We start from the raw sequence: 23,827 nt of genomic DNA on the forward strand, positions 1-23,827 counted from the left end.
ATGAGCTAGAGCTTGCCTACACCGTAATTCAGGGAGTAAGTAGTCGGACATAAATAAACAATGCTATGTTAAGAAAGATTAAATAGGCAAGAAGAAAACACTTCCTAATAGTTCAAAAACCTAACTATTCGGAATGGAAACGATATCTTTGTACTTCATAACCAGATTGCGTCGCTCTGGCTTCAACTGCTTCCATGACGGCAATTGCTAATTCATATTCATCCGCAAACATTCGTCCCGCCAATTCATCTTCCTTTAGTCTTTGCCATTCATTTTCAATCCGATTCATTTCCGAACAATAGGAGGGTAGGTTAAACAAATATAAACCTTGACTCTCCCAATAGGCATGACGTTCTTTAACAACTTTGCTAGTATGAATAGAACCCCTATCTTGAACAATAACAGTAATAACTCCTGATTTTACCAGCTTTACTTGTGCTTTCTGTGCCTGCCAATCCATCAATTTAATATAGGACTTGCTGTTGAAGTTTTTAACAGCTAAACCGTATTCAAAACTGTTGTCTATTTCTAATAAACCACAGATATTAAGTCGTCTTCCTTTCTTTTTTGTTTGCTCAATTCGTTTTTGTTCCCCTTTTTTTGCCCAGGTATAACACACTTGCGCCCACAGACTAAAGCCGGATTCATCTAAGTATTTTAAGTGAATATCCCCCGCTGCTGCTGCCCATTCCAGCATATCTAGGTCCGCTTGACCAGTTTTTCTTTGGGTGGGATTTTGTTTGGATTTATGAGAAGTCCGTGTTCTTTTCCACAATAAGTTTTTTTTTGAGGATTCTTCTCAGTTGGCGTTCACTTAAACTCACTTGACGTTCCGTTGCTAAGAACTGACACAATTGCTTACTATTGTAAGTCCTTTGTTCTATTTCTAATTTTTCTTCTACGGCGGCGATGTCTGATGGGAGCCATTTTTTGTTCCTACCTGGACGCGGGGCATCCCACAATCCTTCTAATCCTTTTTCTTTCCATCTGTGTAAGGTTGAACGTACTGTGTTTGGCGAACATTTCAAATAGTGGCTAATTTTTTCAACTCGCCAGCCTTGCGCTGATAATCGGACAGTTTCGGCTCGCTCTTTGGTTCTAGCAGGAATATTTTTGACTTTTCTTAATTCCCAAAGTGTCTGCTCTTCTTCACAATTGAGAAAAACTCTTAATGGTGGTGATGACATCGCTTGATACTGATATAATTTAAGCATTATAACTGAATTTTTACGGCAATTTCTGAGAAGCTGTTTGTTTAGCATTTGCTTTCATCACAGTCGATCGCTCATCGCAGTCGATCGCTCATCACAGTCGATCGCTCATCACAGTCGATCGCTCATCACAGTCGATCGCTTAATATTTCTTTATACCACACTGTTTATTTATGTCCTACTACTTAGAAGTTAGATAGAGGAGAAAGAAAAAACTACCGTACCCCAACGTGTTAAATTTAAATCCAATCACCACACTTAATCTTTTGTTACATAAAGATAATTTTTCCTGCCTACCTACTTATGTCGGTTTATTCTGAAAAAATTTGTTAAGTTTTTTTCGCTACCCCTTGACTCTCCAGTCGAATAGAGAATTTAAGCTGTTATTAGGTTGAGTAAATTCACGATTGATTTACTCAACCAACTTCACCCATTAATCACCATCGATTAGAAATTGAAGGCTATGGTACTGCAACTAACTGTTCCTAAACTGGCTTGTTCTGCTTGCGTGAATGCTATCACCAAAGTTATTCAAACGCTTGATTCTACTGCCTCGGTTCAAGCCAATCCAAAAACCAAACTTGTCAGCATAGAAACTCAAGCCTCCGAAACAGCAATCAAAGAAGCAATAGCTGCGGCTGGCTATCCATCCGTGTAAACCTTTTAGTTTTTTTTCCTGCCAGCGGTTAGCTTTTGGCTAGCCGCCAATCCTAAATATTCATCTTAACTGTGGAGTTTATCAGTAGTTTTTAGGATTCATTTACAAGAATGCCCTTAACTAAAAACTCCAAACGAGAATAGCAAAATCTGAACCCCTGATAAATCGACAACCTCAAGTTTACTAACTGGAGAAAACAATGAACCCATTTTTAACTGCAATTGCTATTACTTCAACTCTCATCCTAACTCAAGGTTGCTTCTCACCCTCAAGCACAAAATTTGGCAAAACATCAAGTTCTTCTGCCTCACAAGTGGCAAATACAAGTTCTCATGAGGGTCATGTAATGGATAATGTCCAAAAATCAGGAGCTAATAAAAATCCTCATGAGGGTCATAATATGGAGGATTCCAAAACCCATGACGCGGGAGAACAACATCATGATGGTGGTCATTCAGGGCATTCCGATGCCGAACCTGCAAATGCTATTGCTAAGCTGACAGTTCCCTCCTATATCGCGCCCACAACTCCCGTACCTTTGGTAATTGAAGTCCAAAACAAAGAGGGAAAGTCTATTGCTGATTTTGATAAATTTCAAGAACAATTAATGCACCTGATTGTCGTTAGCGATAATCTCCAATATTTCAATCATATTCACCCCACCTATAAAGGAAATGGACACTTTGAAGTTCAAACTGATTTTCCCGGCTCTGGTGGTTACACGCTGTTCAGTGATTACAAACCAGCAAAAAATGCAGAACAAGTTTCTGTCTTAAAAATGCAAGTTCCTGGTCAAGCTTTAGCTCGGTCAAAAGTTGACATGGCTACCACAAAAACTTTGGGAAATACTAAGGCTAACCTCACGTTTTCTCAACCTCAAATAAAAGCAGGACAAGGAGTTAACTTAATTTTCAATTTGCAAGATGCTAGTAGCAACCAACCGCTGAAGGATTTACAGCCCTATTTAGGGGAAAGAGGACACTTAGTTATCCTCAAGCAGTCATTACCGTTGACAAAAGCCGACTATATTCATGCTCATGCCTTGAAAGATACTCCAGCAGGAGAGGTTCACTTTATGACCAGTTTCCCCCAACCAGGAAAATATAAGCTTTGGGGGCAGTTCAATCGTAATGGTCAAATTGTCACGGCTGATTTTTGGGTAAACGTGGAATAGTTATACTCGCATTTTTCGTTTCTGAAGCAGAGAAACAGATTTTTGTTTCAAATGCTTGATTTCTCAACATTTTGCTATCAGCTAACTACTGGTGGCTGATAGCAAAACTCCTTGGCGATAAATCATGAGTAAACTATGGAATCATCGGAATTACAACCTTCTTCAAACACCAATCTACAAATCCATTCAGAGTCCGCTTCTTGTCGGCGATCGTCCCCTTCGTTATTGCTCGTGTTGCTCCTTGTGGGCGGTGGAGGGATTGGACTGTGGCGCGTTTTTGCTCCGACTCAGGAAAAGTGGCATGGTGGGGGTGAACTTGGACGTACACTTTTTTAGACTGCACTACTAAAAATCCCGTGTTTGTTACTTTTAGCAACGGCGGTGATTCTCCATACCGACTTGGGCGATCGCCGGCTATCTTGGATTTTAAACATTCAAGAGCGAGGAAAACTGCCACTCCCCGCGTTCCTCAGCACAAAAAGCCAGGTTTCACTGCAATCACAATTGGGCTTCAGGTGAGATTATGTGTAACGCCCCAGGTTTTACTGCTGTGCCTCATGCAGCAGCCCGTGTAGAAACTTCTTTAAGAATAGAAAATAATTCATCTAGCAGTTTAAAACCCACATTCCGCAGATGTGGGTGGATTTTTTTTATCAGTTGTGAAAAGTTGGAACCCCAAAGTTTTTCCGTTTAACTTATACGGTTTTAACGTCACGGAAGCCTGTCAAATCTCCCAAAATCAAATAAAGTTAAATAATTGACTTTTTTTAATAGCTTGCTGGCGCTATTTTCTCGAAACAACTAAGCGTTTTAGCCAAGACAAATCACGCCAAGAGCTAATTATCTTGACTAATAAATGTCGATTATTCACCAATATCTACAGCTTAATAACGAGCGTCATCCACCTGCAAACATTAAATAGTACCGACTGCAATACTGTCCTAAATGCTTTAATACATCTTGACGGTCTTGGGTTAAATTGCTGACTTGCTTTTCTCCATTGACCGTCACTAAATGTACCGCTTGAAACATCTGAAATATCCATCGCATTGTCGGTTTGTTGGTGAGTTTCTTTACCTGATTTCTGACTCCCTCATTGGTAGCTGATAATTGCTGTCTCAATTTCCTTTGTGCCAGGGTATAAACCAACAAGCACAGTCCCATTATCATTCCTATTGCTTCGACTCGCTCGGGATTTTTCACAAAGACGCTTGAGGTAAAAAACAAGGGATCTTTGATAAATCTAAATCCTCTCTCGTTGCTTTGCTGTGCTTTGTATTCTGATAGTATCTGTTCGTCGCTCACCTCTTGAGTGTCTAAGATGTTGGTGGCTAATATAAATCTCCCGGCTGCGATCTTTTCGACTTCTATTACTGATAACCGGGTTTCTATTTGACCAGTAACTTGATAAACTGTTGGATTTGTTTGGTTCTCTAGTTTCTGCTTGCTTGTCGATTTTTTGGCGGGTTTTTCTCGGCATTCAATTTCTGTAATTTGGTGATACTTCCAGGTATCTGATAATCTTTTTATCGCGATTTCTGCGTCGGCTATACACGCAAACTCTTGTCTGAATAGCTTGCGTAGTGAGTCAGAAGCTGATTCTAATTGTTTCTCTACTTGCTGGGCTATTTTTTTGAGGGCTGCTTGTTTTCTGAGGTCGCTTTCTACTACTATCCATCTTTGTTTGATGTTGGCATACTCGCTGGTTATGGCTGCTATTTTGTACCCTTTTATTTGAGCTGATTCCCAGTCTTTATCTTCGATATCTGAGATTTTTTGTCGGGCTGATTTGATACTTAATGGCACTCTGGTTATCCATTTCATTCCTGCCATTGCTGATAAGTTTTCTGCTGTGTATAAGGCACTGTCTGCTACACAGATTCCGTCGAAAGTCCATTGGTTTTTAAATTCTTTGAGTCGGGCTACAAAAACGCTTTTGTCATCGGCGTTTCCGTCATCTATTTTGAGATACAATGGTACGTCTCCATCACCGCTAACTATGGTGTCAATGATAAATTGTTTGAGGTCGGGTCTTTTGTCTCTTGAATATCCGTGAACGATTTTTATGGCTTTCATTTCATCGGGTGGGTCTGATGAGTCTGTTTCAATGTCTTGACTCTTTTCCTGACGAGTTTTGTATGCTCCTTCTACTGATATTGAACTGCTGTCTAGATGAACGCTGTTCATTTCTACTTTAAATTTATGAGCTGCTTTCATGGCGATCGCTGTGAATAACTGTGTCGTTCCAGCTTGATGGTATTTGTCTAACGATCTCCCGATTCGATCGTCGTTTAATTGTTCAGGGGTCACTCCTTCTCCGATTAGATGTTCTGTTGCTTTTCCGACAAAAAATGTGTCGAATAGGTAGATTGGGGCGCTCAGAAACCCTAATCCGTTCAAAATCATCGCTTTCATGACTTGTCCTGGGCTGAGGGTTTCTTTGTTGCTTATTCCCACTTTTTTGTTGACTTCTTCTACCAATTCCATTTCATCTATTATCCCCGCTACTATTCCCAAGTGGTCTAAATTTACGATATTTATCCCTGATAATGGTTGGTTCATGATTTTTAAAGTTGCTTTACGGCAGAAATCTATTATACACTAAAAACCCCCAAACGATTGCACAGCAATCGTTTGGGGGTTTTGTGTTTCCGAATCTATCTTCCTTTCCCTCTGCTTAAATATCTGCGGAATGTGGGTTAAAAGGATGCAGGGGTGCGATGGCGTTCCGCCCCGCAAGCTACGGCATCAGTTACGCTTGCTGTCAGAATGTCCTAACTGTGAGGCTAGGTTTAAAGTTCCGGCGCAGTGGGTAGATGGGTGGTGTCAGGGGTGTTTTCTGAGTTTTGTGGATATGGAAAAATATCAGAAGCCGATTAACTTACTAAATAGAAGGCAAAAAAGGTAAAGTTTCAATTCGCAAACAAAATGTAGAACTTTTTGTAGAGCAAAATAAGCTATATAGTTTAGTTTGTAGTTAGTAGTAGCTTCCCTTGTATTACCCCTATACTGGGAAAATAATCCGAAATACTTTAGCTTTTTAGACTGATTGCTGAATTTGTATTTTCTCCTGCAATTTAACTTCAGTACCTGCTTTCACCTCAGCTTCAACAAACGAGCCATATACATCGATACTTGAATTTACTGCTTCAAAACTAACAGCCAGAGCAAAAGGTACGTCAGCATTGCTATTTTGGTTCCATCCTGTATGTCCAACTACAGCAATACAGAAGCTTTTGGGTAGCTCATAAGACTTTACAGTCGCCCAATCTTTCTGAACAGTTCCTCTCCTTCGAGACAGTTCCTTTACTATGCCATCAATGCCATTTGCTCGTGTTTGGCCTTTGCCTAACTGTCTTTTTCCCAATGTCCATTGGAATAGCTCGTTATCTTTCTCGGTTTCTTCTGGTGCATCATAGTCTTCGAGAACTTGAGCTAGAAAACGCTTGGGATCTTCTTCCCGTTTGCTACAAGTCCAATCTAACCAAGTTGATAGATATTTCCTACAGTTACGTCGGGTACGACGAGGTTCAGCCACATAAGAAAGGGTAATTTCAATCAGAATGTCAAATCCTTCCCCTTGAGGTAGGAAATTTTCTGGCACTTTTACTTGATAAACCTTGGCTTGTCGAGCTTTAATGCGTTCTGTCCCTCTAGTTGTCAGCGTTACACGATTTAGGGAATTGCCAAGGGCGCGATAGATATCTGGAATTCCATAACCCATAGTCCGAATGGCATGATATAAATTAGTCTCCGAATTATTCGTCCAAGCTGGTAACCGTGCTGATTGAACGATGAGTGCGCGGTAAAGCAGTGTGCTTTCTTGAGGTAATGCTGCTGCTAATGCGGCAGCGATATGTGTAACTTTAGGAGCAGCAAATGATGTCCCTACGGCATCGGCACTAACAGCTTTACCACTATCACGGGTTGAACGAATTAATTCTGGACTAACTGATTCTGGTGTAGTGAAATTTGGTGAAGTTGGTGAGTCAATCACATAGTCCCCACCATATTCAACCACTTCTGGTTTAATAGTATCCCAAATGCCTGGGCCAGAACAGGAGAAAGAAGAAGGATAATTCTCTTCTGCTATCGACCTTAGAGGCGGCTTATTGTAGGTACAATGAGCAACAGAGCCAACAGTTAGAGCTTGAAAACTCTGTGCTGGGTTAGCGACCCGTGCAGAGGGTTGCAGCAGATATTGTGGATAGTTACGACCAGCTTGTATGTGAGCGTAAATTGAAGGGCGCGTCACATAGTTGGACTTTGCTTCAATATTGCCCGCCGCAACAATGAAGAGAACATCATTTTCCCAACTTAGTTTATCGATAGCTGCTGCCCAAGGAGTCATTGATTGGGTGCGACATGGGGAAATTGCAGCTACTGAGTGGTTATAAATTCGTGTTCTAGTTTGGCGATAATAAATCTCCACAATTTCTTCTAAAACGTTAGGCGGGAAAAACCCTTTAGGTAGTTCGTTTTCCGCATTGAGAATTCTAGCATTTTGAAGCCAACACACTGCCTGCTGACGACCTGTTTGAGGAATGCCTCGTGGATATAAAACTGCTCCTGCAACTCTAGTGCCATGTCCACCATATTTACAATAATCAGCAGTCATATTCGTTTCTCCAGGTACCCAAGATGTAGAGAGATTAGAGTCAATCGCAACTTTCAGTTTAGGGTGAATTTCTTGAATACCACTGTCTATAATACAAACTTTGGGTGCGTTTGGATCAGGTGCTTGTAATTCAAACTGTTCCCGATCTGATTCAGAGTTATTAGGTGTAACGGATGGAGCGATAAATTCATCGATTTCACTGACATCGAATATATATGGAAAGTTGAGGACAAGATCCTTCAGACCTTTACCAAGTATGCGAATTCGGCAGGAAAAGCTATCGGGTAGGCGTGAAATACCCATTTCATTACCTGGACTGGACTTCAAAATTTTTCCACGATATAGTGGATCTTGAATAAATTTTTGAAATTGCTGTTCTCTTACCCAATAAAGATCATCCCATTCTTCAGATGTGAGATTATGTTTATCTAACCATTTATTAATGCTTTTCAGATACTTGTCATCGTTATGAAAACGTTCCCGCTTGGGGCATCTCGAATATTGTTCTTGAATGTTGATGCAAGAAATACCTACATCTACAATATATTCTTGATGATCTAAAATCTGACCCCACTGTTCTTTAAGGCTAGGGGAAAGGATATATTCTGGTCGTTGAGTCCCCTCCAAAATTTCCCATATTTCTGGAACTTTGCCGCCCCCATGCTCAGACTCAATAAATTGCTGAATCTTTTTTCTGAGTTCCGAGAGTTTTATATCTGCTGAAGCTCCAATAATGTAGCCCTCCTCTAGATCAGCAACTATTTCAATCCCGAAACTTTTCAGGGCATCTGCATCAAATAAATTAGGATCTACTTGTAAAATGAATGAAATTGCATCTGGCAGATTAGGCTTACAATCTTCCTCGCGTTTTTCGCGTTCTTTCTCCCAATTTGAGACAATAGATGAAATAGAAGAATTTAACTTGCTACTATGTCCACCTACATCACCTTTATTAGCCAGCGTTGTTGTAGAGGTTTTTTTCGCACCTCCGGGAGATGGCGTAGCAGTTCCTTCATTAGTCAAACGTAGAGGTAAATGAGAAAATTGATTTAATTGTTCAGACATGGGAAATTATAACGTCTTGAATAGATGCCTCTAAGTGTTCTTGGATGACAAGCTCTTCTCGATCAAGGATGGCGCGTTTAGCCGCATCTTGAGCAACTCGAACAATTTGTGCTGCTGAAAGCTTGTCTAATTTCAGCACAATATTTCTCCAGTCGATTATACCCAACTCTACAGAAGAAAGTGTCTGTTTCAAAATAGCCTCAATTTCTGCGGGTGTTGGTTTTGGCACTTCGATGACATCATCAAATCGTCGCCATACAGCTTCATCCAGAAATTTAGTTAAATTTGTGGCTGCAACAAGTAATCCATTTGAGGCTTCATATTCATCAAGTAGTTGTAAAAAAGTATTAACCACTCGCTTGATTTCTCCTACTTCCTGAACGTCTTCTCGTGATTTAGCGATCGCATCACATTCATCAATAAATAACAAACAAGGAGTTTGAGAGGCTGTTTCAAATACTTCGCGCAAATTGGTTGCAGTTTCCCCTAAAAAGGAAGAAACCATTGCATCAAAACGTACTTTTACGAGAGTAAGTCCTGTATTCCAAGCTAGACGTTCGGCTCCCATAGTTTTACCGCACCCCGGAGTACCATAGAGTAGTATTTTTTGGCGGTAGCGTAAACCATGATGAGCTAGTCGGTCACGTGCAACATATTCTTTTTCTATACGACGAAAACGATCTTCCACAGCATCTGAAAGAATCATATGGTGTCGTAAACGCTCTCTAGGAACCGTAACAATAAAGGGATGGTTAAAACGTTGCTTGCTCGATAGCAAGGTTAGGGAGTGAGTATCATGTGTCTTTGAAAGAACACCGCTAGAAGGTGCAGAAGAAATTGCATCACGAGAGAGCTTAGGTGAAAGTGCTGGAATCTCAGGAGGGATACGAGAAGATTGAGAATTACTTTTGTGGGTAATATTTTGGAGTTGTTCAGCTAGGAGGGTGTGTCCTTTTTTACGTTCTTCCTCAACGACTACAGATAGCATACTTTGGATCGCCGTTTTATCTTCACTGGCGATCGCTCTAAATAGCCGTTTAAGCACGTCTCCTTTCATTTTGCTGATTTGCTACTATATAGTACCATTGTACTATTTCAACCAATCAAAGTCCACCAGTTCGAGCGATCGCACTTTACCCCTCCACTCTCTCACGCAACCGCCCATAAATCACATCTCACATCTAACCACACCGGTACTACAAACTTACCCTCAGCCCAAGCTGCTACTACTTTTCCCACATCGAACTCTACCAGCTTAGAATCTCCTGCCTGCGACTCCTTGACAAAAATTAACCGGTTTGGCTCCCGATCGCTCAAAAGCCCCGGATACTTCTCCTGGAGAGTTTTTAGAACTTCTCTAGCCACCTCAAACGTAAAACCACTGACAGCCAATACTCTATCGTCGCCAATGCCGCAAAATCTAGGACTTGCTCGCAGGCAAAAACAAGCTCTAATCAACGAATTACTGATCCAAGCCAGTAAAAACATTCAAAACATAGAGGCAAGCATTTAGGTAACGGCTTGTTGGTCGCAGCCGCCGTTGTTTCGTCTCAAAGCATTACCCCACAGCAGCCGAAGCAAAGCATAATCGTGCTTACCAGACCAAGTAGTGCGATCGCGCTGTATGACGGTCAGCGAAGGAACGGGCTAATTTTGTCCAGTCCCGTCTTGAACCAAGTAGCGGATTAGAGCATGAATTGCCCGCTGTGCCGTTAGCGAGAGAGCAACTCTCACAATACCTATCAGCCTCGGACTGAAGAAATTCCCGATTGGTGACGAGCAATTTTAGATTAGACCTCTTGCAAAATAATTTTGTGCTATTATGGAAAGTTTAGCCAATTTTATAATCTAGCAGGCTGGGCAAGTTTAAGGAGAGGCCAATCAACCCAATAATTCAAAGTTTGACCTAAACTTGAGCAAACTTTTAAGTATAACACATATTTTTTTTGCAAGAGGTCTATTTTAGATTTTAGATTTTAGATTTTGGTGGATGCAAGGATTAAAGTCACGCATCAACAGCATCGAGTGCTGATCGCTTTACTCACGCCCGCCAGAAGTTCTCACCCCTGGATTTGTTACAATTCTCGATCGTGTGGAGCAGGTGCATCTACGAAAACCTGCTTTTAGGAGAACTTTTGACTATGTGGCTTAAATTTGGTGTTGCTCCCAGCGGAGAACTGGCGAGCATTGATGAGGTTGTGCGCGGAAAAACTAACCTCGCTTGCCTCTACTGCGGAGGCTCCCTCACAGCGAAAAAGGGTTCCGTGAAAGAACATCACTTCGCGCACACCGGGGAAACTTGCAAGCCCGTTTCGCAGCGGATTAAAACCAAAGCGTTTCCATCGCTTCCCCTCTACGATAACTTCAACGTGCGACTTAAAGGTGAGGAATTAGAGCAATTGAAAGTGCTGTGGAAAGAGTACGGCGCACAAAATTACGCCATTCCCAAAGACTTGGTAAACTTTCGGTGGGAACTCAAAGGATTGGTGGAGTCGTCGGGCGATCGCACTTATCACTTTACCGACTTGGGTAAAATCCCCGTTGGCGCGCTTCCCCTGGCGCTGTTCAACAAAGTCCAGGAACCTTTGCTGCTGTCGGAGCTGGCTTCGTTGGAAGGCTCTGTAGAGATTGCTGAAGCTGCGGGTTTATCTTGTTTGGATGAACGGCGGGCTGATTTGCTGATTTATCGAGCACAGCTTCGTCGGATTCTGGTGAACTCGCTCTACTTCCTTGAGGTAAAAGCTGACGAAAGCTGCTTCTATAAAATTGGGGTAACAACTCGATCGATCGAGGAACGCATCGCCGAAGTGCAGCGGGATGTGAAAGCGCATTACTCGGATGTGACCGTCAATTTGCTGGGACTGTGGGAACACCGGGGGAATGTGGAGCTGTACTTCAAGCACCGGTACAAAGCTTTTAATTATCGCATTGGCAAGCTGACAGAGTATTTTGCGTTTCCGAACGTCAAGGCGGTGCTGAATGATTTGTACGGGATGGAAGCAAAAGTGTTGAGTGATGTTGAGTCGGATGCGATCGGTCTGAACTGGAGCCACACGCCTCGAATTGGCCTGAAGTCCTGACTCAACTTCAACTTTCTGGAAAAAAGAAACTTTTTAATCCGGCGTTGCTGATTTACGGTATGAAAGGCTAAATATGCAAATCATAGAAACCAGTATCACAAAGCTTCTCGATTTTAAAGTTATTTTTTCATACCCTGATTAAGCAAGGCCATCTCTCGATATGCCCAATCGAGCGAGCCATAAAGATCAACATTTAGATCGAGCGCATTTTGAGCCGCCGCAAGGTAACTCGTTAGGCGACAATAATGCGCGATCGCGTCTAGCTCTGCCTGATGAGCCGCCCGGACTTGTGCGATCGAAAGTTCAGAATTGGCAGGAGTCGGCAGAATTGAGAAACGCATAGTTACTCACTTCAATAAAAATTTAGTTCCTTGTTTTGGGTCAAGGAGCTGACTCAAGGCTTGACCCAATCAGTTGAGCGACTCGAAAGGCAGAAGCGATCGCTCCTTCATGCAAGCCATCGCCAAGGTAGGCTCCCGCATGGTAGGTATTGTTCTCGCCATTGGTGGCAACTACTTCATCCCGATAGCGGAACGACTCAGTGGTGTAGAGTGGGGTGTGATGTTCCTGAGTGTGAATGATGCGATCGGGTGCAATCAACTCCTCTAGTTGGAACGATAAAAAATTATGCTGTGGCGACGAGATACCGCAAAGCTGATTTAGGCAGGCGTTATAGCCCCAGCGACTGTCTGGCTTTTGGAAGAAATCAAATTCTGAGGGTTGTGTAACGCCATGTCGGGCGTACATGGAAATATCTCTATGAACTAAGGTCGTTGCATAGTGGGCTTTCCAGCCGGAAAACTGTTTAGTTTCAGCGTCGGTCGGGTCAGCTAACAGCGCCATCACCTGGTCAGGGGGCGTAGCAAACACGACTTTATCAAACTCCTGAATTTCACCCGTCGAGCGCACAATTTTCACAGCATCCGAGCTTCTGGAAATACGGTCAATCTCTACATTCAGCAAAATCTCACCCTTAAAGCGTTCCAGGATTTTTTCAATGTAAGCATACACGCCGCCCTTAACCCTGACCCAGTTGACTGCGAGATAGTCGCGTAACATCGGAATCGCCAACTCTGCTGGAAAATCATCAATCAGTTCAAATGGGATTGAATAGCTATACATAACCAACAACTTTAGCCAGGTATCGCGGCTACCGGAGCCTGGCAAATATTCCGACAGCGGACGATTGGACAAATTTTGCAAGTTAGCAAATTTCGTTCTCAGCCATAATCCCGCAGAACGGGCATAGATGGTATCGAGGCGTAACTGTTCGATCAGCCCGTGGACACCTACAAAGTTCTTCTCGATCGTGACTGCCGATAGAAAGTGGCTGCCATCTTTAAGAAACATGGCTGAACCAATATCGACGGGTTCTAGTTCTACCCCTAGTTCTTGCATCAGCGCGATGAAGTTGTAAAAGACAGTCGGGAATTCGAGCACTCCACTTTCCAAAATTTCATCGCAATCGGACTGGTTCGGCTGCACGTTCTTGTTCAATGTCCGAATGTGCCCTCCTAACATGGGCTGCCGCTCAAACACGGTGACATGATGCCCTTCTTTATCAAGCAGGTAGGCTGTAGCCATGCCGCTAGCTCCGCCACCAATAACAGCGATTCTCATAATTGACCTCTAAGTTTATGAAATGGATAATGCGCGTAGGCGTAGTTCGTCGTAGACATCATCTGTTTAGTCGTCTAAAAGCACGTCGCCCGATAATCGTTGATAGAGCAATGCTCCCGTCCAAACTGTGCCAGCAAAGCCTGGATAGCCAGATGAGGCATTACAGAAATAGAACTGCTTGAGTGAGGTTTCATGATTCAGTCGCCCTAGACCCACATTGCGCGGTGTCAGAATGGAGCCGTAAGAATTCCCACTGGGACACCAGCAAAAGCGTTCATTGGTGGTCGGGCTGCCCGTAATATGGAAGACCATGTGCTTTCTAAAGTTCGGCACATAGTGTTTTTCCACAACATCCAGGATGGAATCCAAGATTTCTTGCTTCTTCTGGTTGTAAGCTTTGCGATCGCTCTCCCGCAATTGCTTGAAATAGCCGTAATTGGCAACTGTGAGAAATTCCACAATTTGGCAATCTTCTGGGCAATCTCGACTCGCTTCCGTCAGTAAAGTAGGCGTTGTGATCGCAAAACTAGGATTAGAAAAGTCATGGCGATCGTACATCTGTGCGAAGGATTCATTCAGGTCTTGATGCCCGCTATGGGCGAGGTTCCACTTGCCAAATCCATAGTCTCGCAGGTCGATATCCTTGACGACGCAATACGCCATGTAGTTAGATGCCGAATATTCATAGTTAAGTTTTCGACGCACAGTTTTGGAGAACTTTTCCTCACCGATCATCTTGGCGGCTCTTTGAGGGTCAATATTGCAAATCACCGTATCACCCGTAAATTCGGAGGTTTGATTATTGGTGAGATCCATTGCCTGAACTCCCGTAACCGTTCTGTCTGTGACTCTAAAATTCGTGATTTCATGGTTTAGCAACACCTCTCCCCCATGTGATTCAATCACCTTGACTAAGGAATTAATCACATCCTCAAAATGCTGGGTTGGGTAAAATGCACCTGCTTGATAGCCTCGGAACAATGCCACCCAAGCATAAAACGAGAGTTGATTTGGAGGTAATAAAAAATCAAGCCATTGCAGAGCCAATAGGGTTTGAGCGGCTTGGGGTAGCTGAAACTTGTCAAATACATCTTGAAGTGTGCTGTTGAGATGCTGGAAAGCACATAATGCTTCACTTGGGTGTTTGAGTAATTTAATCGGCTTAATTGGAGGAGCAATTATTTTCAAGCCTACGCCAGTCTTTTCTACTTCGTTAACGAATTGGCGAATGCGATCGCCATGTGCCGGAAATAGAGCCGATAATCGCTGGATCAGTTCTTCTGGCTCTGACGGAATATCAATCGCATACCCTGGCATTCGCATATGGTCAAAGCCGTCCGGGTCATAACGTTCAAAAGTTACTTCCTTATCCAAGCCCAGTTTTTTGAGCACTTGATTGACAGTTTGCCCTTCACCACAGTTCCAGACGTAGTGAAATTGAGCATTGAATGTATACTTTTTAGCCATTGTAAACGTATGCCCAAATCCCCCTGGATGCTCGTGAGCTTCGAGGATTTGCACAGTCTTGCCGGAGTTTGCCATCAAAGCACCAAAGGTCAATGCTGATAAACCACTGCCGATAATCAGGTAATCCGGTTTCATAAGAGAGTCCCTCGAACAATAAACATCTTTACAAGATCGCTGTAGCGCCTGTAGCCTCAGAATTAGACATCCAGTGAAAGGCTTTGAAATTGAAGTTAGAACCAATTACAGCGGGTTAACTAGCCTGATAGATGCCTGATTATTCCTTGACTCGATAATTTCTCATCATGCCAGCGTCTTCGTGCTCTAAGGTATGACAGTGGTATGTATATAAGCCGCTGTATTTCTCAAATTTCATGAGCAGCTTCACTCGCTCACCCGGCATTACCATTACAGTATCCTTCAAGCCCTCGTCTACATAGCCATCCTTGACAGTTTGCCATCCTGCGGCAAGTTCTGGCAGCACTTCCCGACTAATAACTTGAAACTGCACGCCGTGTAGATGGATAGGGTGCGCCATCCCCTTCGCATCCATCATGGCTCCGGGGTTGAGTTTATTGATAATCTCCCACTGTTCGATCGAATTTAGCTTTACGGTTTCTTGCGGTAATGCAGTATTCATTTCAAAGGGCTGCCCATTAATCACCCATTTCATACCTTTGAGAGAAAGCTCAATAGGTCGTGGCTGGGTGGCATTAACGGCATCTTCTGGACGCAATAGTGGTAGGGCTGCTAGTTGAGTGGGGAGTCGCAGAGTTTCTTTTTCTTTGCGCTCAATCTTGACGTTGAATAGCATCATCGCTGAACCAAGTTCCGGGGCATTGTCAGAACTCATCATGCCGCTCATGCTGCTACCTCCTACATTTTCTGCTCCTGAAAAAGCCAGACTATTTAGGGCTTGCTGAATAATCGATCGCAAACTATGAACAGGAGCGATCGATATATTCAAACTCAACTAAAGATAAGTATTTTCTGCATCGATTCCACCCAACGATAATTGTAGATTATCTTCAATTTAAAAACAGGTGTTCTTTTTCCAAATAGACATAAAAACACACAAAAAACCCGGCGCCACCAGGTAGCAAGGTTCATAACTAAAAAAGTAATTGCAATAACTGTACCAGATGTATTATCGAGTTTAGCCATCACTCGATTCAGACCGAATCTTCGTTTACCTTGCCCGAACTTGCCCTCAATCGCATTGCGAATTCTTTCATCATCAGCGGCTTGCTTGTTTTTTGATTTACTGACGTTTGCTGGCGGTCTTCCTAGGGGCGGCCCACTGATTCTAATTCCTTTTTCTTTACACCATGCTCGGTTTTCCCTTGTACGGTAAATGCGATCAGCATGAACCGACTCTGGATAGTAACCCGTGAACCTATGATATGCTTCTACTTGTGCTTTTAAGTCCCCTGATTCGTTAAAGCTATCCCAGCTCATTCGGTCTAGAAATACATATCCTTCAAAACAACTGGCTGATAGTTTGGCTCCAAACTCTACGCTTTTCCCTGCTTTTCCCCTGACTATGGGACGGATGTGGGGTTGGCTCAAACTTACTATTCTATCCTCAATACTCTGTTTGTTATTTTCAAATAGCCAGAGCTGTTGGCGATAGACTTCTGTGAGGACTAGAAAGGTTTTATATTGCTTTTTGTTCAAAGCTTCTAGAGTCGCACCCGCATCCATTAGCTGTTCAATATGAGCTAAGTTTCTTTTGATGTATTGAAGTTGTTTTTTTATTGCCTGTCTTCTTTTGTTGCGGGTGGGTCGTCTTTGTTTGGCTACTGCTAAGTAGTCTTTTCTTGCTAGATTACGGTAGGTTCTTGGTTTTTTATGGATTTTTTCTTTGATTTGTTTATACAGGATGTCTAGGATTTTTTCTGTATGAACTCTGGCTCTGTTTAATAGTCCTAAGTCGGTCGGATAGGTAATGTCGGCGGGAGCGCAGGTTGCATCTACGATTAGTTTACCGCGATTGGTTGACTCATTTTTGGCGTCCGAATTCTTTTTTTTTTTCGGGTGGGATTGGGGTAATTTCTCGCATTTTTTCGACCATGCGTTCGTTCACTTTATTAATTAGGTTGGGGCTAATTCTTTGGCGAAAGTGCACTAATAAAGATGGGTCAAATGGTAGTTCGTTGCTGTAGCTTGATTGACCGATGAAGTATTGTAGATAGGGGTTTTCCCGGATCTGTTCTACTGTTTCCCGATCGCTAATCCCTAATTTTTCTTTAATAATTAATGCCCCCAATGCCATCCGAAAGGATTTGGCTGGTGCCCCCTTTTCGGTGGGGAAGTTTTGGGCATATTCTGACTCAAATTCTGACCATGGGATTAGTTGAGCCATTTTTACCCAACGGTTGTCAGCAGACAACCTTCCTCCGAAGGGCAGTTCAAACTCGGATGAGGGGCTTGGGGCAAGCTCAGCTTTTCTGTACATGATCGCAGGTGGTGATGCACGGGTTTTGACCTATTTTACCTGTTTTTCTTGCACTTTACTCTCGATCGCGCGATCGTATAACCGCGCCGTGTAACCTTTCTGCACTTATCCAGCAAGCCCTATTTAGAGATACTTCTGTACCAACTTTCAACTTACTGAAATCTGCCCAAACATCAATCCGCTCACCTGGCGCTAACATGACATACTTTCGTTCGGTAGGTCGAGGCAGTAAGCTACCATCAGTGCCAATGATGGTCAGTGGATCGCCACTGCTCCACGCAAGCTTGTAGATACGTGAATTAGATCCATTTAAGAGGCGAAGGCGGTAGACTCGTGTCGCCGCAGAAAGTGTGAAGTTGGGCTTACCATTCACGAATATCTTTTGACCCAAAAAGCCCATCATGCTGCTCATGTCATTGCTGGATTGACCTGAGTTATCCTGTTGCATCCCACCCATGTTGCTATTACGGGGGGTACCTATTTTGCTGCCGAGATAGAGGAGTTGATTATTGGCATCTAAGGTACGATCTTGCAGCACAATCGGTATCTCATAAGCCCCGGTGGGTAGATTAAGGGTCGCTTCTTCTTGATCCGTCACTATAAATAGCCCCGCCAAGCCAGCATAGGCTTGCTGCCCTGTAAGCCCGTCTGGATGAGGATGAAACCAGTTCATACCTGCCCGATTAATCACCTCAAACTCGTAGATATAGGTCTGTCCTGGCTGAATCGCAAAGCGAGGATGTCCATCCATCTCCTCTGGTAAAATCAATCCATGCCAATGCACAATGCTGGCTTGCCCTTGAGGAAGGTTATTTTGGAAGTTGACCCGCACGCGCTGACCTTTGCGAACGCGAATAATGGGGCCTAAATAACTATCGGGAATGGTTTGTAAGCTGTTTGGGTCGCCCTTGACCAGTTGTGCTGCGTAAGACCAAACTTGGGTCATTTGTCCCGGCAAGATTGGAACCGTTGTCGGTGCAGCCTTCAGGTTGATTTCAATATCGGGAATAAATTTTGCATTCGGCCCACGGGCTACGGTGTTCCCCTGAGCCATTTCTGTGGTGGAAGATTGAGGCGAACAACTCGATAGCAGGCTGTGAATTCCGCTTCCGATGACAAGTCCGCCTGCAAATCCAGTCCCTCGAAGAAAGTTTCGGCGGGTTAGGGGATGTTGGTAAGTGGTTTTAATGGGCATATCGCTCTCATTTCTGAATACGTCAATAAGCTTGTCTTGTCCCTTCAGAACTTTGTTAAGCCACTTGGTAGCCAGCCGCCGTAATTACATCCTTGATTGCAGCTTCTGAGGCTTGAGTTTCCACTGATACAATCTTGGTTTTTGGATCGCCCTGAACGGTAGCTTTAGCATCGACTGTTCTAATCGCTTTAGTAATGGTGTTTACACAACCACCACAGGTCATATTGGGAACTTTTAATTGGAGTTTCATAATGTCAAATCCTTATTTTTGTGTGGTTCAGTCAAGAAAAACGTTTTGGACAATCAGCAATGCTTTTCTCCACTTTTCAACCAGTTCAGCTTCACTGTGCGGGCAGTAATCTGTACACTTATGCTTGTTGGGTGAGTACGAGTACCACAAAGCTAATAATAATTAGGAAGCCTGCATCCAGTTCAAGGATAGTTTCACTGACAGATTTGAGCCGCATAAAATAGATCAGGGGAAAGGCGATCGCCAAACACCAGATTTTTAGAAATATCATGATTTCTTAAAGCCGATACAAGCCATACTGGTGAAGCGAGCTAATCCTATTGGGAACGAGAAAAACTGAACGCGATTTAACCCGGCTTCACGTATCAGCGCTGAGAGTTTTTCCTGGGTGAAACATCGAGTGCCCCAATGCCACTGAATGAGTGAGCCGAGTAGTCCCGATCGAGTCACCACAAGAACTAATGGTGCGCCCGGACGCAAAACTCTGACCATTTCTTGTAATCCCTGTGCTGGATTCAGTAAATGTTCAAGCATATAGGCACTCATGACACCATCAAAAGAATGGTCTGCAAATGGCAACGTATTCACATCACTTTGACAGATTTGATGACGAATATTTGCCTGACTGAGTTGTTGATCGGCTATTTTGAGCATCTCCGATGAGACATCGACTCCAGTAATCTGTATTGTTGGATTAATAGTTTGAGCAAATGCCAGACTGAAGTCCGCTGTGCCAATACCACAATCACAAATGTTCAGGTTATCTTGCCAGTCAAGCAAAATATCAGCGTTTTTTAGCGATCGCCATAGCTCTCGATAAGCATGACGATAACCCAGAAGACGAACAAGTTGATGCCACCAGATGGCAGCTTTGTTATAGGTTTGAGACAGTTGTGTAGTTGTTGGATAAACTCGTTGAACTGAAACCTGCCACCATCCAACCGTCCATTCCATTGTGAAACCTCATTGATATGGAGTAATAATGCTAGTAGCTGCTGCTAATGTCTGGACACCCTTCTCACCGGGTGACATAATATGCACCAACATGAGGTTGGCTTGATTCGATTTTTCTTCCATTTGCTGTAAGTCTCTGACCTATGTGTGAGCGAGAGTAGGTTCAGTTTTTTCAGTTTTTATCGTGATGGGATGTTGCACACTCAAAACAGAACAGGGTGCATGGTGAAACACATAGTTACTGACGCTCCCCTGAATTAACTCTTTGACACCGGACAGTCCCCGATGCCCGATGACGATCAGATCCGCTTCCCAGTCTTGGGCGATCGCACAGATGGTTTCACCGGGGTTATCCACAAAGTCGCCAGTTTTTTGCATAGATTCTGCACCTACACCCGCTGCGATCGCCCGTTCACTAGAGGCTTGCAGTAACTTCAAGCCCATCTGTTTGTAGGTTTTCCAATGCTGTTCGTAGAACTGTACTTCTGTATTAAAATACTCAGGATTGTAACTTCCGCTGATAAGTCCTTCGATCTGGGGAAACCCTTTCTCCTGCATATGGATAATATGGAGCAGGAGCAAACTGCCTCCGGTCGTTTTTGCCTGAGCGATCGCGATTTCAACAACATGATCGGTCAGATCGGATTGATCGATCGCCACTAGAATTTTGTGAAACATAGAATCTCCTTTCAGAATGATAAGTGGTAACTTCGAGATTTCTTGGAGCTACGACTTACCCTGCTTCGGTTTTCGTAAGAACTGCCTGAAGTTGTGCCTCATCTTCGTGAGATAACGAAGTTCGTAGGACTTTTCCCTCAAATTTGCTCAAGTCGTCCAAAACCTTGTCAGGTGTAGACTTTCTCACCAAAACAAAAATGGCAGAGGTTCCAGGTTCGATCGTGTTGCCTAGTTCTTGAATGAAATTATCATCAATGCCGATATCCGTTAAGGCACCGGAAAGCGCACCCACTGCTGCACCCAAAATTCCCAGTATGGGTTCAAAAAACATCAAGCCGATTAACAGTCCCCAGAAGCCGCCACTTAACGCGCCACCGGTGACGAGTTCTTGAGTTTGTTTAATCTTGACTTTGCCATCTTTCTTTTTGACCACGATCGCTGCATCTTCTAGATCGATCAGATATTCCCGCTCCATTTTTCTGAGATCGAGCAACACTTCATCTGCCTTAAATTCATCAGGAAAGCCAATCACAATTAGATCACTCATATTTTTCTACCTGTTAAAATGAACACTCAGCTTTGAAAAGGAAAAAATTGCACGAAGATAATCACAGTTCCTAGTCCCCAAAAAAAGGTAGGAACACCATTGTTTTCTATCTCACCGGAAGCTTATTGTAGAGGCGAGCAACGAAAGCAGCGTACAGACCAGTACCCACAGACCAAACCACAAGACCTACAATAAAGCTTCCCCAGGTAATGCTTCGGGTAATACCAGATAAATTAGCGTGAAGAACATAGCTAAAGAATCCCATCGTTATCTCAGGTGCCACTGTTAGAAACAGAATGCAAATCAAATAAGCAATTCCTGTAATAATCGCTGTGGCAAGAAATAGCGATCGCACACTTAGCTTCAGCGCTGAATGACTACGTATACGGGTTTCTTCGTTCGGGTGAATACTATGGATCATGGTGAGACTCCTGTGAATGAGCTAGTTTTTTCTGAGTGTTGCGATGACCCCAGGGGACAAATGCAGGTGTCAGTGCGGCATAACGGGCATACTCCTCACCAAATTCTGCTAAGGCATCCCGTTCTTCTTGGTGAGCTAATCGGATATACATCGCGACCAAAATGGGGAACATGAGCAACGTCACGAGAGTAGGCCATTCCAGCAAAAAGCCCAACATGATGACAATGAAGCCGACATACTGCGGATGGCGAATGGTTGAATATGGCCCTGAAACCGCCAATGTATGACTTCGTTGAGCTTTGTAGAGAACTTCCCAAGCATTTCCTAAATAAATCAGTCCACCAAAAATTAGTACATTACTCAGAAGGTGAATCGGATTCCAATGAGGATCGCCTTTCCACCCCAGGAATGTCCACCACAGATGCCCAGCATCATGGGAAAAAATGTTCAATCCTGGATAGCGGGTTTGCAGCCAGCCTGAGAATAAGTAAAGCGTTAAGGGGAACCCATACATTTCTGTGAACAATGCCACAATGAATGCTGAGAACGCCCCGAACGATCGCCAATCTCTTGGGTTACGCGGCTTGGTGAAACTAAAGGCAAAGATAATAAATATCAGGGAATTAATAATCACTAATCCCCACAGTCCGTAAGCAGGAACGTTACTCATATCTCTCATGGTTCGATCTCCTTGAAATAGATTTATTTACAGAGTCCGAATAATTTCCTTCAGCGAGATTGGCTATTGCCACTGTTACCGCCTCCATGTCCCCCATGTGCTCCGTGCATAAATAGGTGCATGAATATACAGATGAACAGTAAAGAGAACGGTAAAAAGCCCGCTAAATGCGCCCAATGTTCTGTAATCAAAAAGTACGCAATAATCCCGATCGAGACATACAGCACAACCTTAATTGGCAAGCTGAGACGAGTTGGCTGACGATCGGGCTGGGACTGATTTGATGAACCATGTTGGTGCATAAAGACCTCCTTGTGAATAGAACAACTCGCGATTCCAGGCTTGTTACCATCCTTGCATCTGTGCGATTTCAGCGCTCTGAGATGTGATGATTGACTGAGCCAAAGTACGGATTTCTGGATGAGAAGCACGCTCAGATGCCATCTTCGCCATCTTCACCGCCATTTGATGATGGGGAATCATTTGTCGCACAAATTCTTTGTCAAAGTCCGGGGCTTTCTTGAGCGCGTCGAGGTCAGTTTTCATGCTCATCATGCCCTCACCCATCATGCCTGAGCCTGTGCCCTGCCCTTGGTTGTGGTGCTCTCCCATCATGCCCATGTCATTCATTGAAGGTGCAGGGACTTCTTTGCCGAACCACTGTTTGTACCAGCTACGCATCTCTTGAATTTCACGAGTTTGGTCTTTTTTAATCGCTTGGGCTAATTTTTTAACTTCTGGGCGTTTGGCGCGACTAAAAGCAAGATCAGCCATTGCGATCGCGTCTTGGTGATGAGGGATCATCATTTCGATAAAATGCTGATCGACTCGGACTGATCTGGGTTGTTGAGGATTTCTTGGTGCAGGTAATGACTGAACTTGTTCGCTGTTGATAAGGACAAATCCAGTAATAGCACCACTACTAAGTAACCCGACTAAGCTGTACACCAAAAACTTCTTATTCATAAACTTACCTTGGCTAAGGGATGATCACGTTCTTATACTTTTTAAACTACGCTTAGATTGTGAGAAACTTATGAGCGATGTAAAGCTAGAGAGAGAACTTTTTGCTTGTCCAGCTTTTGATGTAGGAACGGGCATTTTTTGCCAGCAACTTCGACAAAACCAGTGGATAGATCCACCTTGGATGTGTCGGAGAAGTTTATCGGAGCAATAAAAACAATTTTGCATGGCTCCATTTGATAAAACTCAGCTAAAGCGGGTACTGATTCTGCACTGATGGCTGTTGCGTAGGATAATGGTTGAGCGCGATCGCTCATGCAACAGCCAACGCGGTAAATAAATAGGTTTTATGCTGTTGCTTTAGCCATCTGACGGCAAGATTCAGCACAACGACGGCAGGCTTGAGCGCACTTTTTACACTGATCGTGGTCGTGCTTCTCACACTCAGTCGCACAGCGATCGCACGCTTCTGCACAAACCGCACACATTTGAGCGTGCAGGTCAGAATTACGAGCCATGAACCGAGCGCAGAGAGCACAGGTATCAGCGCAATCGCGGCATAGCTGAATACATTGAGCCATCATCTGCACCATGTCACTGGTTAAGCAAGCGGTTCCGCATTGCTCACACTCACGAAGACAGTCGAGGCAATTCTGAATGCAGGTTTCTAGCAGAGATTGATGAGATTTAGTAGTAGTAGTAGTCATGGTTTTAAGCTCCTAAAGAATCAACACAACGAAGAACGGATTGTTATGCCCTTCACCTTGGTTAGGGGATGACTAAGTTCTTATA

The 23,827-nt window shown here is 43.6% G+C and carries 26 protein-coding genes and 1 pseudogene; 4 read left to right on the plus strand and 23 right to left on the minus strand.

All coding sequences use genetic code 11. The annotated features are described in order from the left end of the window. Positions 1-124 precede the first annotated feature (124 nt). Positions 125-1,187: pseudogene (locus QUB06_RS01645) on the minus strand (IS630 family transposase). Positions 1,188-1,674: 487 nt separating this feature from the next. Here QUB06_RS01645 and QUB06_RS01650 point away from each other — a divergent pair. Next, positions 1,675-1,869 carry a heavy-metal-associated domain-containing protein gene (locus QUB06_RS01650; RefSeq protein ID WP_015211780.1) on the plus strand — a complete coding sequence of 65 codons (195 nt, stop codon included), beginning with the start codon at positions 1,675-1,677 and terminating at the stop codon, positions 1,867-1,869. Positions 1,870-2,068: 199 nt separating this feature from the next. Then, on the plus strand, positions 2,069-3,043 hold the full coding sequence (locus QUB06_RS01655; RefSeq protein WP_333142773.1) for a hypothetical protein: 975 nt from the start codon (positions 2,069-2,071) through the stop codon (positions 3,041-3,043). Positions 3,044-3,176: 133 nt separating this feature from the next. Here the strand turns inward: QUB06_RS01655 and QUB06_RS01660 are convergent, their stop codons facing one another. The 5 genes from QUB06_RS01660 to QUB06_RS01680 form a co-directional block, all read right to left on the minus strand. After that, positions 3,177-3,500 (minus strand): hypothetical protein, encoded by a 324-nt coding sequence (locus QUB06_RS01660; protein WP_333142774.1) that lies wholly within the window; start codon positions 3,498-3,500, stop codon positions 3,177-3,179. Between the two features lie 440 nt (positions 3,501-3,940). Continuing rightward, entirely contained in the window at positions 3,941-5,605 is a 1,665-nt protein-coding gene (locus QUB06_RS01665) for an IS1634 family transposase (RefSeq protein WP_333433927.1), read from the minus strand. Between the two features lie 478 nt (positions 5,606-6,083). Beyond that, complete coding sequence (locus QUB06_RS01670) at positions 6,084-8,726, minus strand: S8 family peptidase (protein WP_333142776.1); 2,643 nt, start codon at positions 8,724-8,726, stop codon at positions 6,084-6,086. Further along, positions 8,719-9,783, minus strand: coding sequence for an ATP-binding protein (locus QUB06_RS01675; protein ID WP_333142777.1), 1,065 nt, complete (start codon positions 9,781-9,783; stop codon positions 8,719-8,721). Before QUB06_RS01675 ends, QUB06_RS01670 begins: the two co-directional genes overlap by 8 nt. 92 nt (positions 9,784-9,875) lie before the next feature. Then, a complete protein-coding gene (locus QUB06_RS01680) occupies positions 9,876-10,214 on the minus strand; it encodes a hypothetical protein (protein WP_333292685.1) in 339 nt (112 codons plus the stop codon). Between the two features lie 33 nt (positions 10,215-10,247). On the opposite strand from QUB06_RS01680, the gene QUB06_RS01685 reads away from it, so the two are divergent. Together QUB06_RS01685 and QUB06_RS01690 are read left to right on the plus strand one after the other, a co-directional pair. Further along, the gene (locus QUB06_RS01685; RefSeq protein ID WP_333433928.1) at positions 10,248-10,415 is read left to right on the plus strand and encodes a hypothetical protein; all 168 of its coding nucleotides are present in this window, start codon (positions 10,248-10,250) and stop codon (positions 10,413-10,415) included. Between the two features lie 452 nt (positions 10,416-10,867). Continuing rightward, a complete protein-coding gene (locus QUB06_RS01690) occupies positions 10,868-11,806 on the plus strand; it encodes a GIY-YIG nuclease family protein (protein ID WP_333142779.1) in 939 nt (312 codons plus the stop codon). Positions 11,807-11,925: 119 nt separating this feature from the next. Here the strand turns inward: QUB06_RS01690 and QUB06_RS01695 are convergent, their stop codons facing one another. From QUB06_RS01695 to QUB06_RS01770, 17 genes are all read right to left on the minus strand, one after another. Next, positions 11,926-12,147, minus strand: coding sequence for a hypothetical protein (locus QUB06_RS01695; RefSeq protein WP_333142780.1), 222 nt, complete (start codon positions 12,145-12,147; stop codon positions 11,926-11,928). Positions 12,148-12,187: 40 nt separating this feature from the next. Continuing rightward, positions 12,188-13,426, minus strand: coding sequence for an FAD-dependent oxidoreductase (locus QUB06_RS01700; RefSeq protein WP_333142781.1), 1,239 nt, complete (start codon positions 13,424-13,426; stop codon positions 12,188-12,190). Positions 13,427-13,492: 66 nt separating this feature from the next. After that, on the minus strand, positions 13,493-15,028 hold the full coding sequence (locus QUB06_RS01705) for an NAD(P)/FAD-dependent oxidoreductase (RefSeq protein ID WP_333142782.1): 1,536 nt from the start codon (positions 15,026-15,028) through the stop codon (positions 13,493-13,495). Positions 15,029-15,167: 139 nt separating this feature from the next. Then, positions 15,168-15,863, minus strand: coding sequence for a multicopper oxidase domain-containing protein (locus QUB06_RS01710; protein ID WP_333433929.1), 696 nt, complete (start codon positions 15,861-15,863; stop codon positions 15,168-15,170). Further along, positions 15,860-17,348, minus strand: a protein-coding gene (locus QUB06_RS01715; protein ID WP_445251355.1) for an IS5 family transposase whose coding sequence is annotated in 2 segments (ribosomal slippage) — positions 15,860-16,909 and positions 16,911-17,348 — 1,488 coding nt in all. Because the reading frame shifts where the segments join, the coding sequence is not laid out codon by codon here. Before QUB06_RS01715 ends, QUB06_RS01710 begins: the two co-directional genes overlap by 4 nt. A 55-nt stretch (positions 17,349-17,403) precedes the next feature. Further along, a complete protein-coding gene (locus tag QUB06_RS01720) occupies positions 17,404-18,543 on the minus strand; it encodes a multicopper oxidase domain-containing protein (protein ID WP_333433931.1) in 1,140 nt (379 codons plus the stop codon). A gap of 55 nt (positions 18,544-18,598) precedes the next feature. Beyond that, positions 18,599-18,793, minus strand: coding sequence for a heavy-metal-associated domain-containing protein (locus QUB06_RS01725; RefSeq protein WP_333142784.1), 195 nt, complete (start codon positions 18,791-18,793; stop codon positions 18,599-18,601). 118 nt (positions 18,794-18,911) lie between these two features. Further along, positions 18,912-19,064 (minus strand): hypothetical protein, encoded by a 153-nt coding sequence (locus QUB06_RS01730; RefSeq protein WP_333142785.1) that lies wholly within the window; start codon positions 19,062-19,064, stop codon positions 18,912-18,914. Then, positions 19,061-19,747 (minus strand): methyltransferase domain-containing protein, encoded by a 687-nt coding sequence (locus QUB06_RS01735; protein WP_333142786.1) that lies wholly within the window; start codon positions 19,745-19,747, stop codon positions 19,061-19,063. Before QUB06_RS01735 ends, QUB06_RS01730 begins: the two co-directional genes overlap by 4 nt. Before the next feature lie 141 nt (positions 19,748-19,888). Next, positions 19,889-20,425 carry a universal stress protein gene (locus QUB06_RS01740; RefSeq protein ID WP_333142787.1) on the minus strand — a complete coding sequence of 179 codons (537 nt, stop codon included), beginning with the start codon at positions 20,423-20,425 and terminating at the stop codon, positions 19,889-19,891. Between the two features lie 55 nt (positions 20,426-20,480). Continuing rightward, positions 20,481-20,972, minus strand: coding sequence for a DUF1269 domain-containing protein (locus tag QUB06_RS01745; protein WP_333142788.1), 492 nt, complete (start codon positions 20,970-20,972; stop codon positions 20,481-20,483). 106 nt (positions 20,973-21,078) lie between these two features. Next, positions 21,079-21,393 carry a DUF5676 family membrane protein gene (locus QUB06_RS34640; protein WP_445251356.1) on the minus strand — a complete coding sequence of 105 codons (315 nt, stop codon included), beginning with the start codon at positions 21,391-21,393 and terminating at the stop codon, positions 21,079-21,081. Further along, positions 21,383-22,072 carry an isoprenylcysteine carboxylmethyltransferase family protein gene (locus QUB06_RS01750; RefSeq protein WP_333142789.1) on the minus strand — a complete coding sequence of 230 codons (690 nt, stop codon included), beginning with the start codon at positions 22,070-22,072 and terminating at the stop codon, positions 21,383-21,385. The genes QUB06_RS34640 and QUB06_RS01750 overlap by 11 nt, the downstream gene beginning before the upstream one ends. 50 nt (positions 22,073-22,122) lie before the next feature. Further along, positions 22,123-22,374, minus strand: a complete 252-nt coding sequence (locus tag QUB06_RS01755) for a DUF2933 domain-containing protein (RefSeq protein ID WP_333142790.1) — start codon at positions 22,372-22,374, stop codon at positions 22,123-22,125. A 43-nt stretch (positions 22,375-22,417) separates the two neighbouring features. After that, positions 22,418-23,038, minus strand: coding sequence for a DUF305 domain-containing protein (locus QUB06_RS01760; RefSeq protein WP_333142791.1), 621 nt, complete (start codon positions 23,036-23,038; stop codon positions 22,418-22,420). 68 nt (positions 23,039-23,106) lie between these two features. Next, positions 23,107-23,352 carry a hypothetical protein gene (locus tag QUB06_RS01765; protein ID WP_333142792.1) on the minus strand — a complete coding sequence of 82 codons (246 nt, stop codon included), beginning with the start codon at positions 23,350-23,352 and terminating at the stop codon, positions 23,107-23,109. 30 nt (positions 23,353-23,382) lie between these two features. Continuing rightward, positions 23,383-23,742 carry a four-helix bundle copper-binding protein gene (locus QUB06_RS01770; protein ID WP_333142793.1) on the minus strand — a complete coding sequence of 120 codons (360 nt, stop codon included), beginning with the start codon at positions 23,740-23,742 and terminating at the stop codon, positions 23,383-23,385. Positions 23,743-23,827: the final 85 nt, after the last annotated feature.

This window comes from Microcoleus sp. D2_18a_D3 (assembly GCF_036702455.1).
Classification (GTDB): Bacteria; Cyanobacteriota; Cyanobacteriia; order Cyanobacteriales; family Microcoleaceae; genus Microcoleus.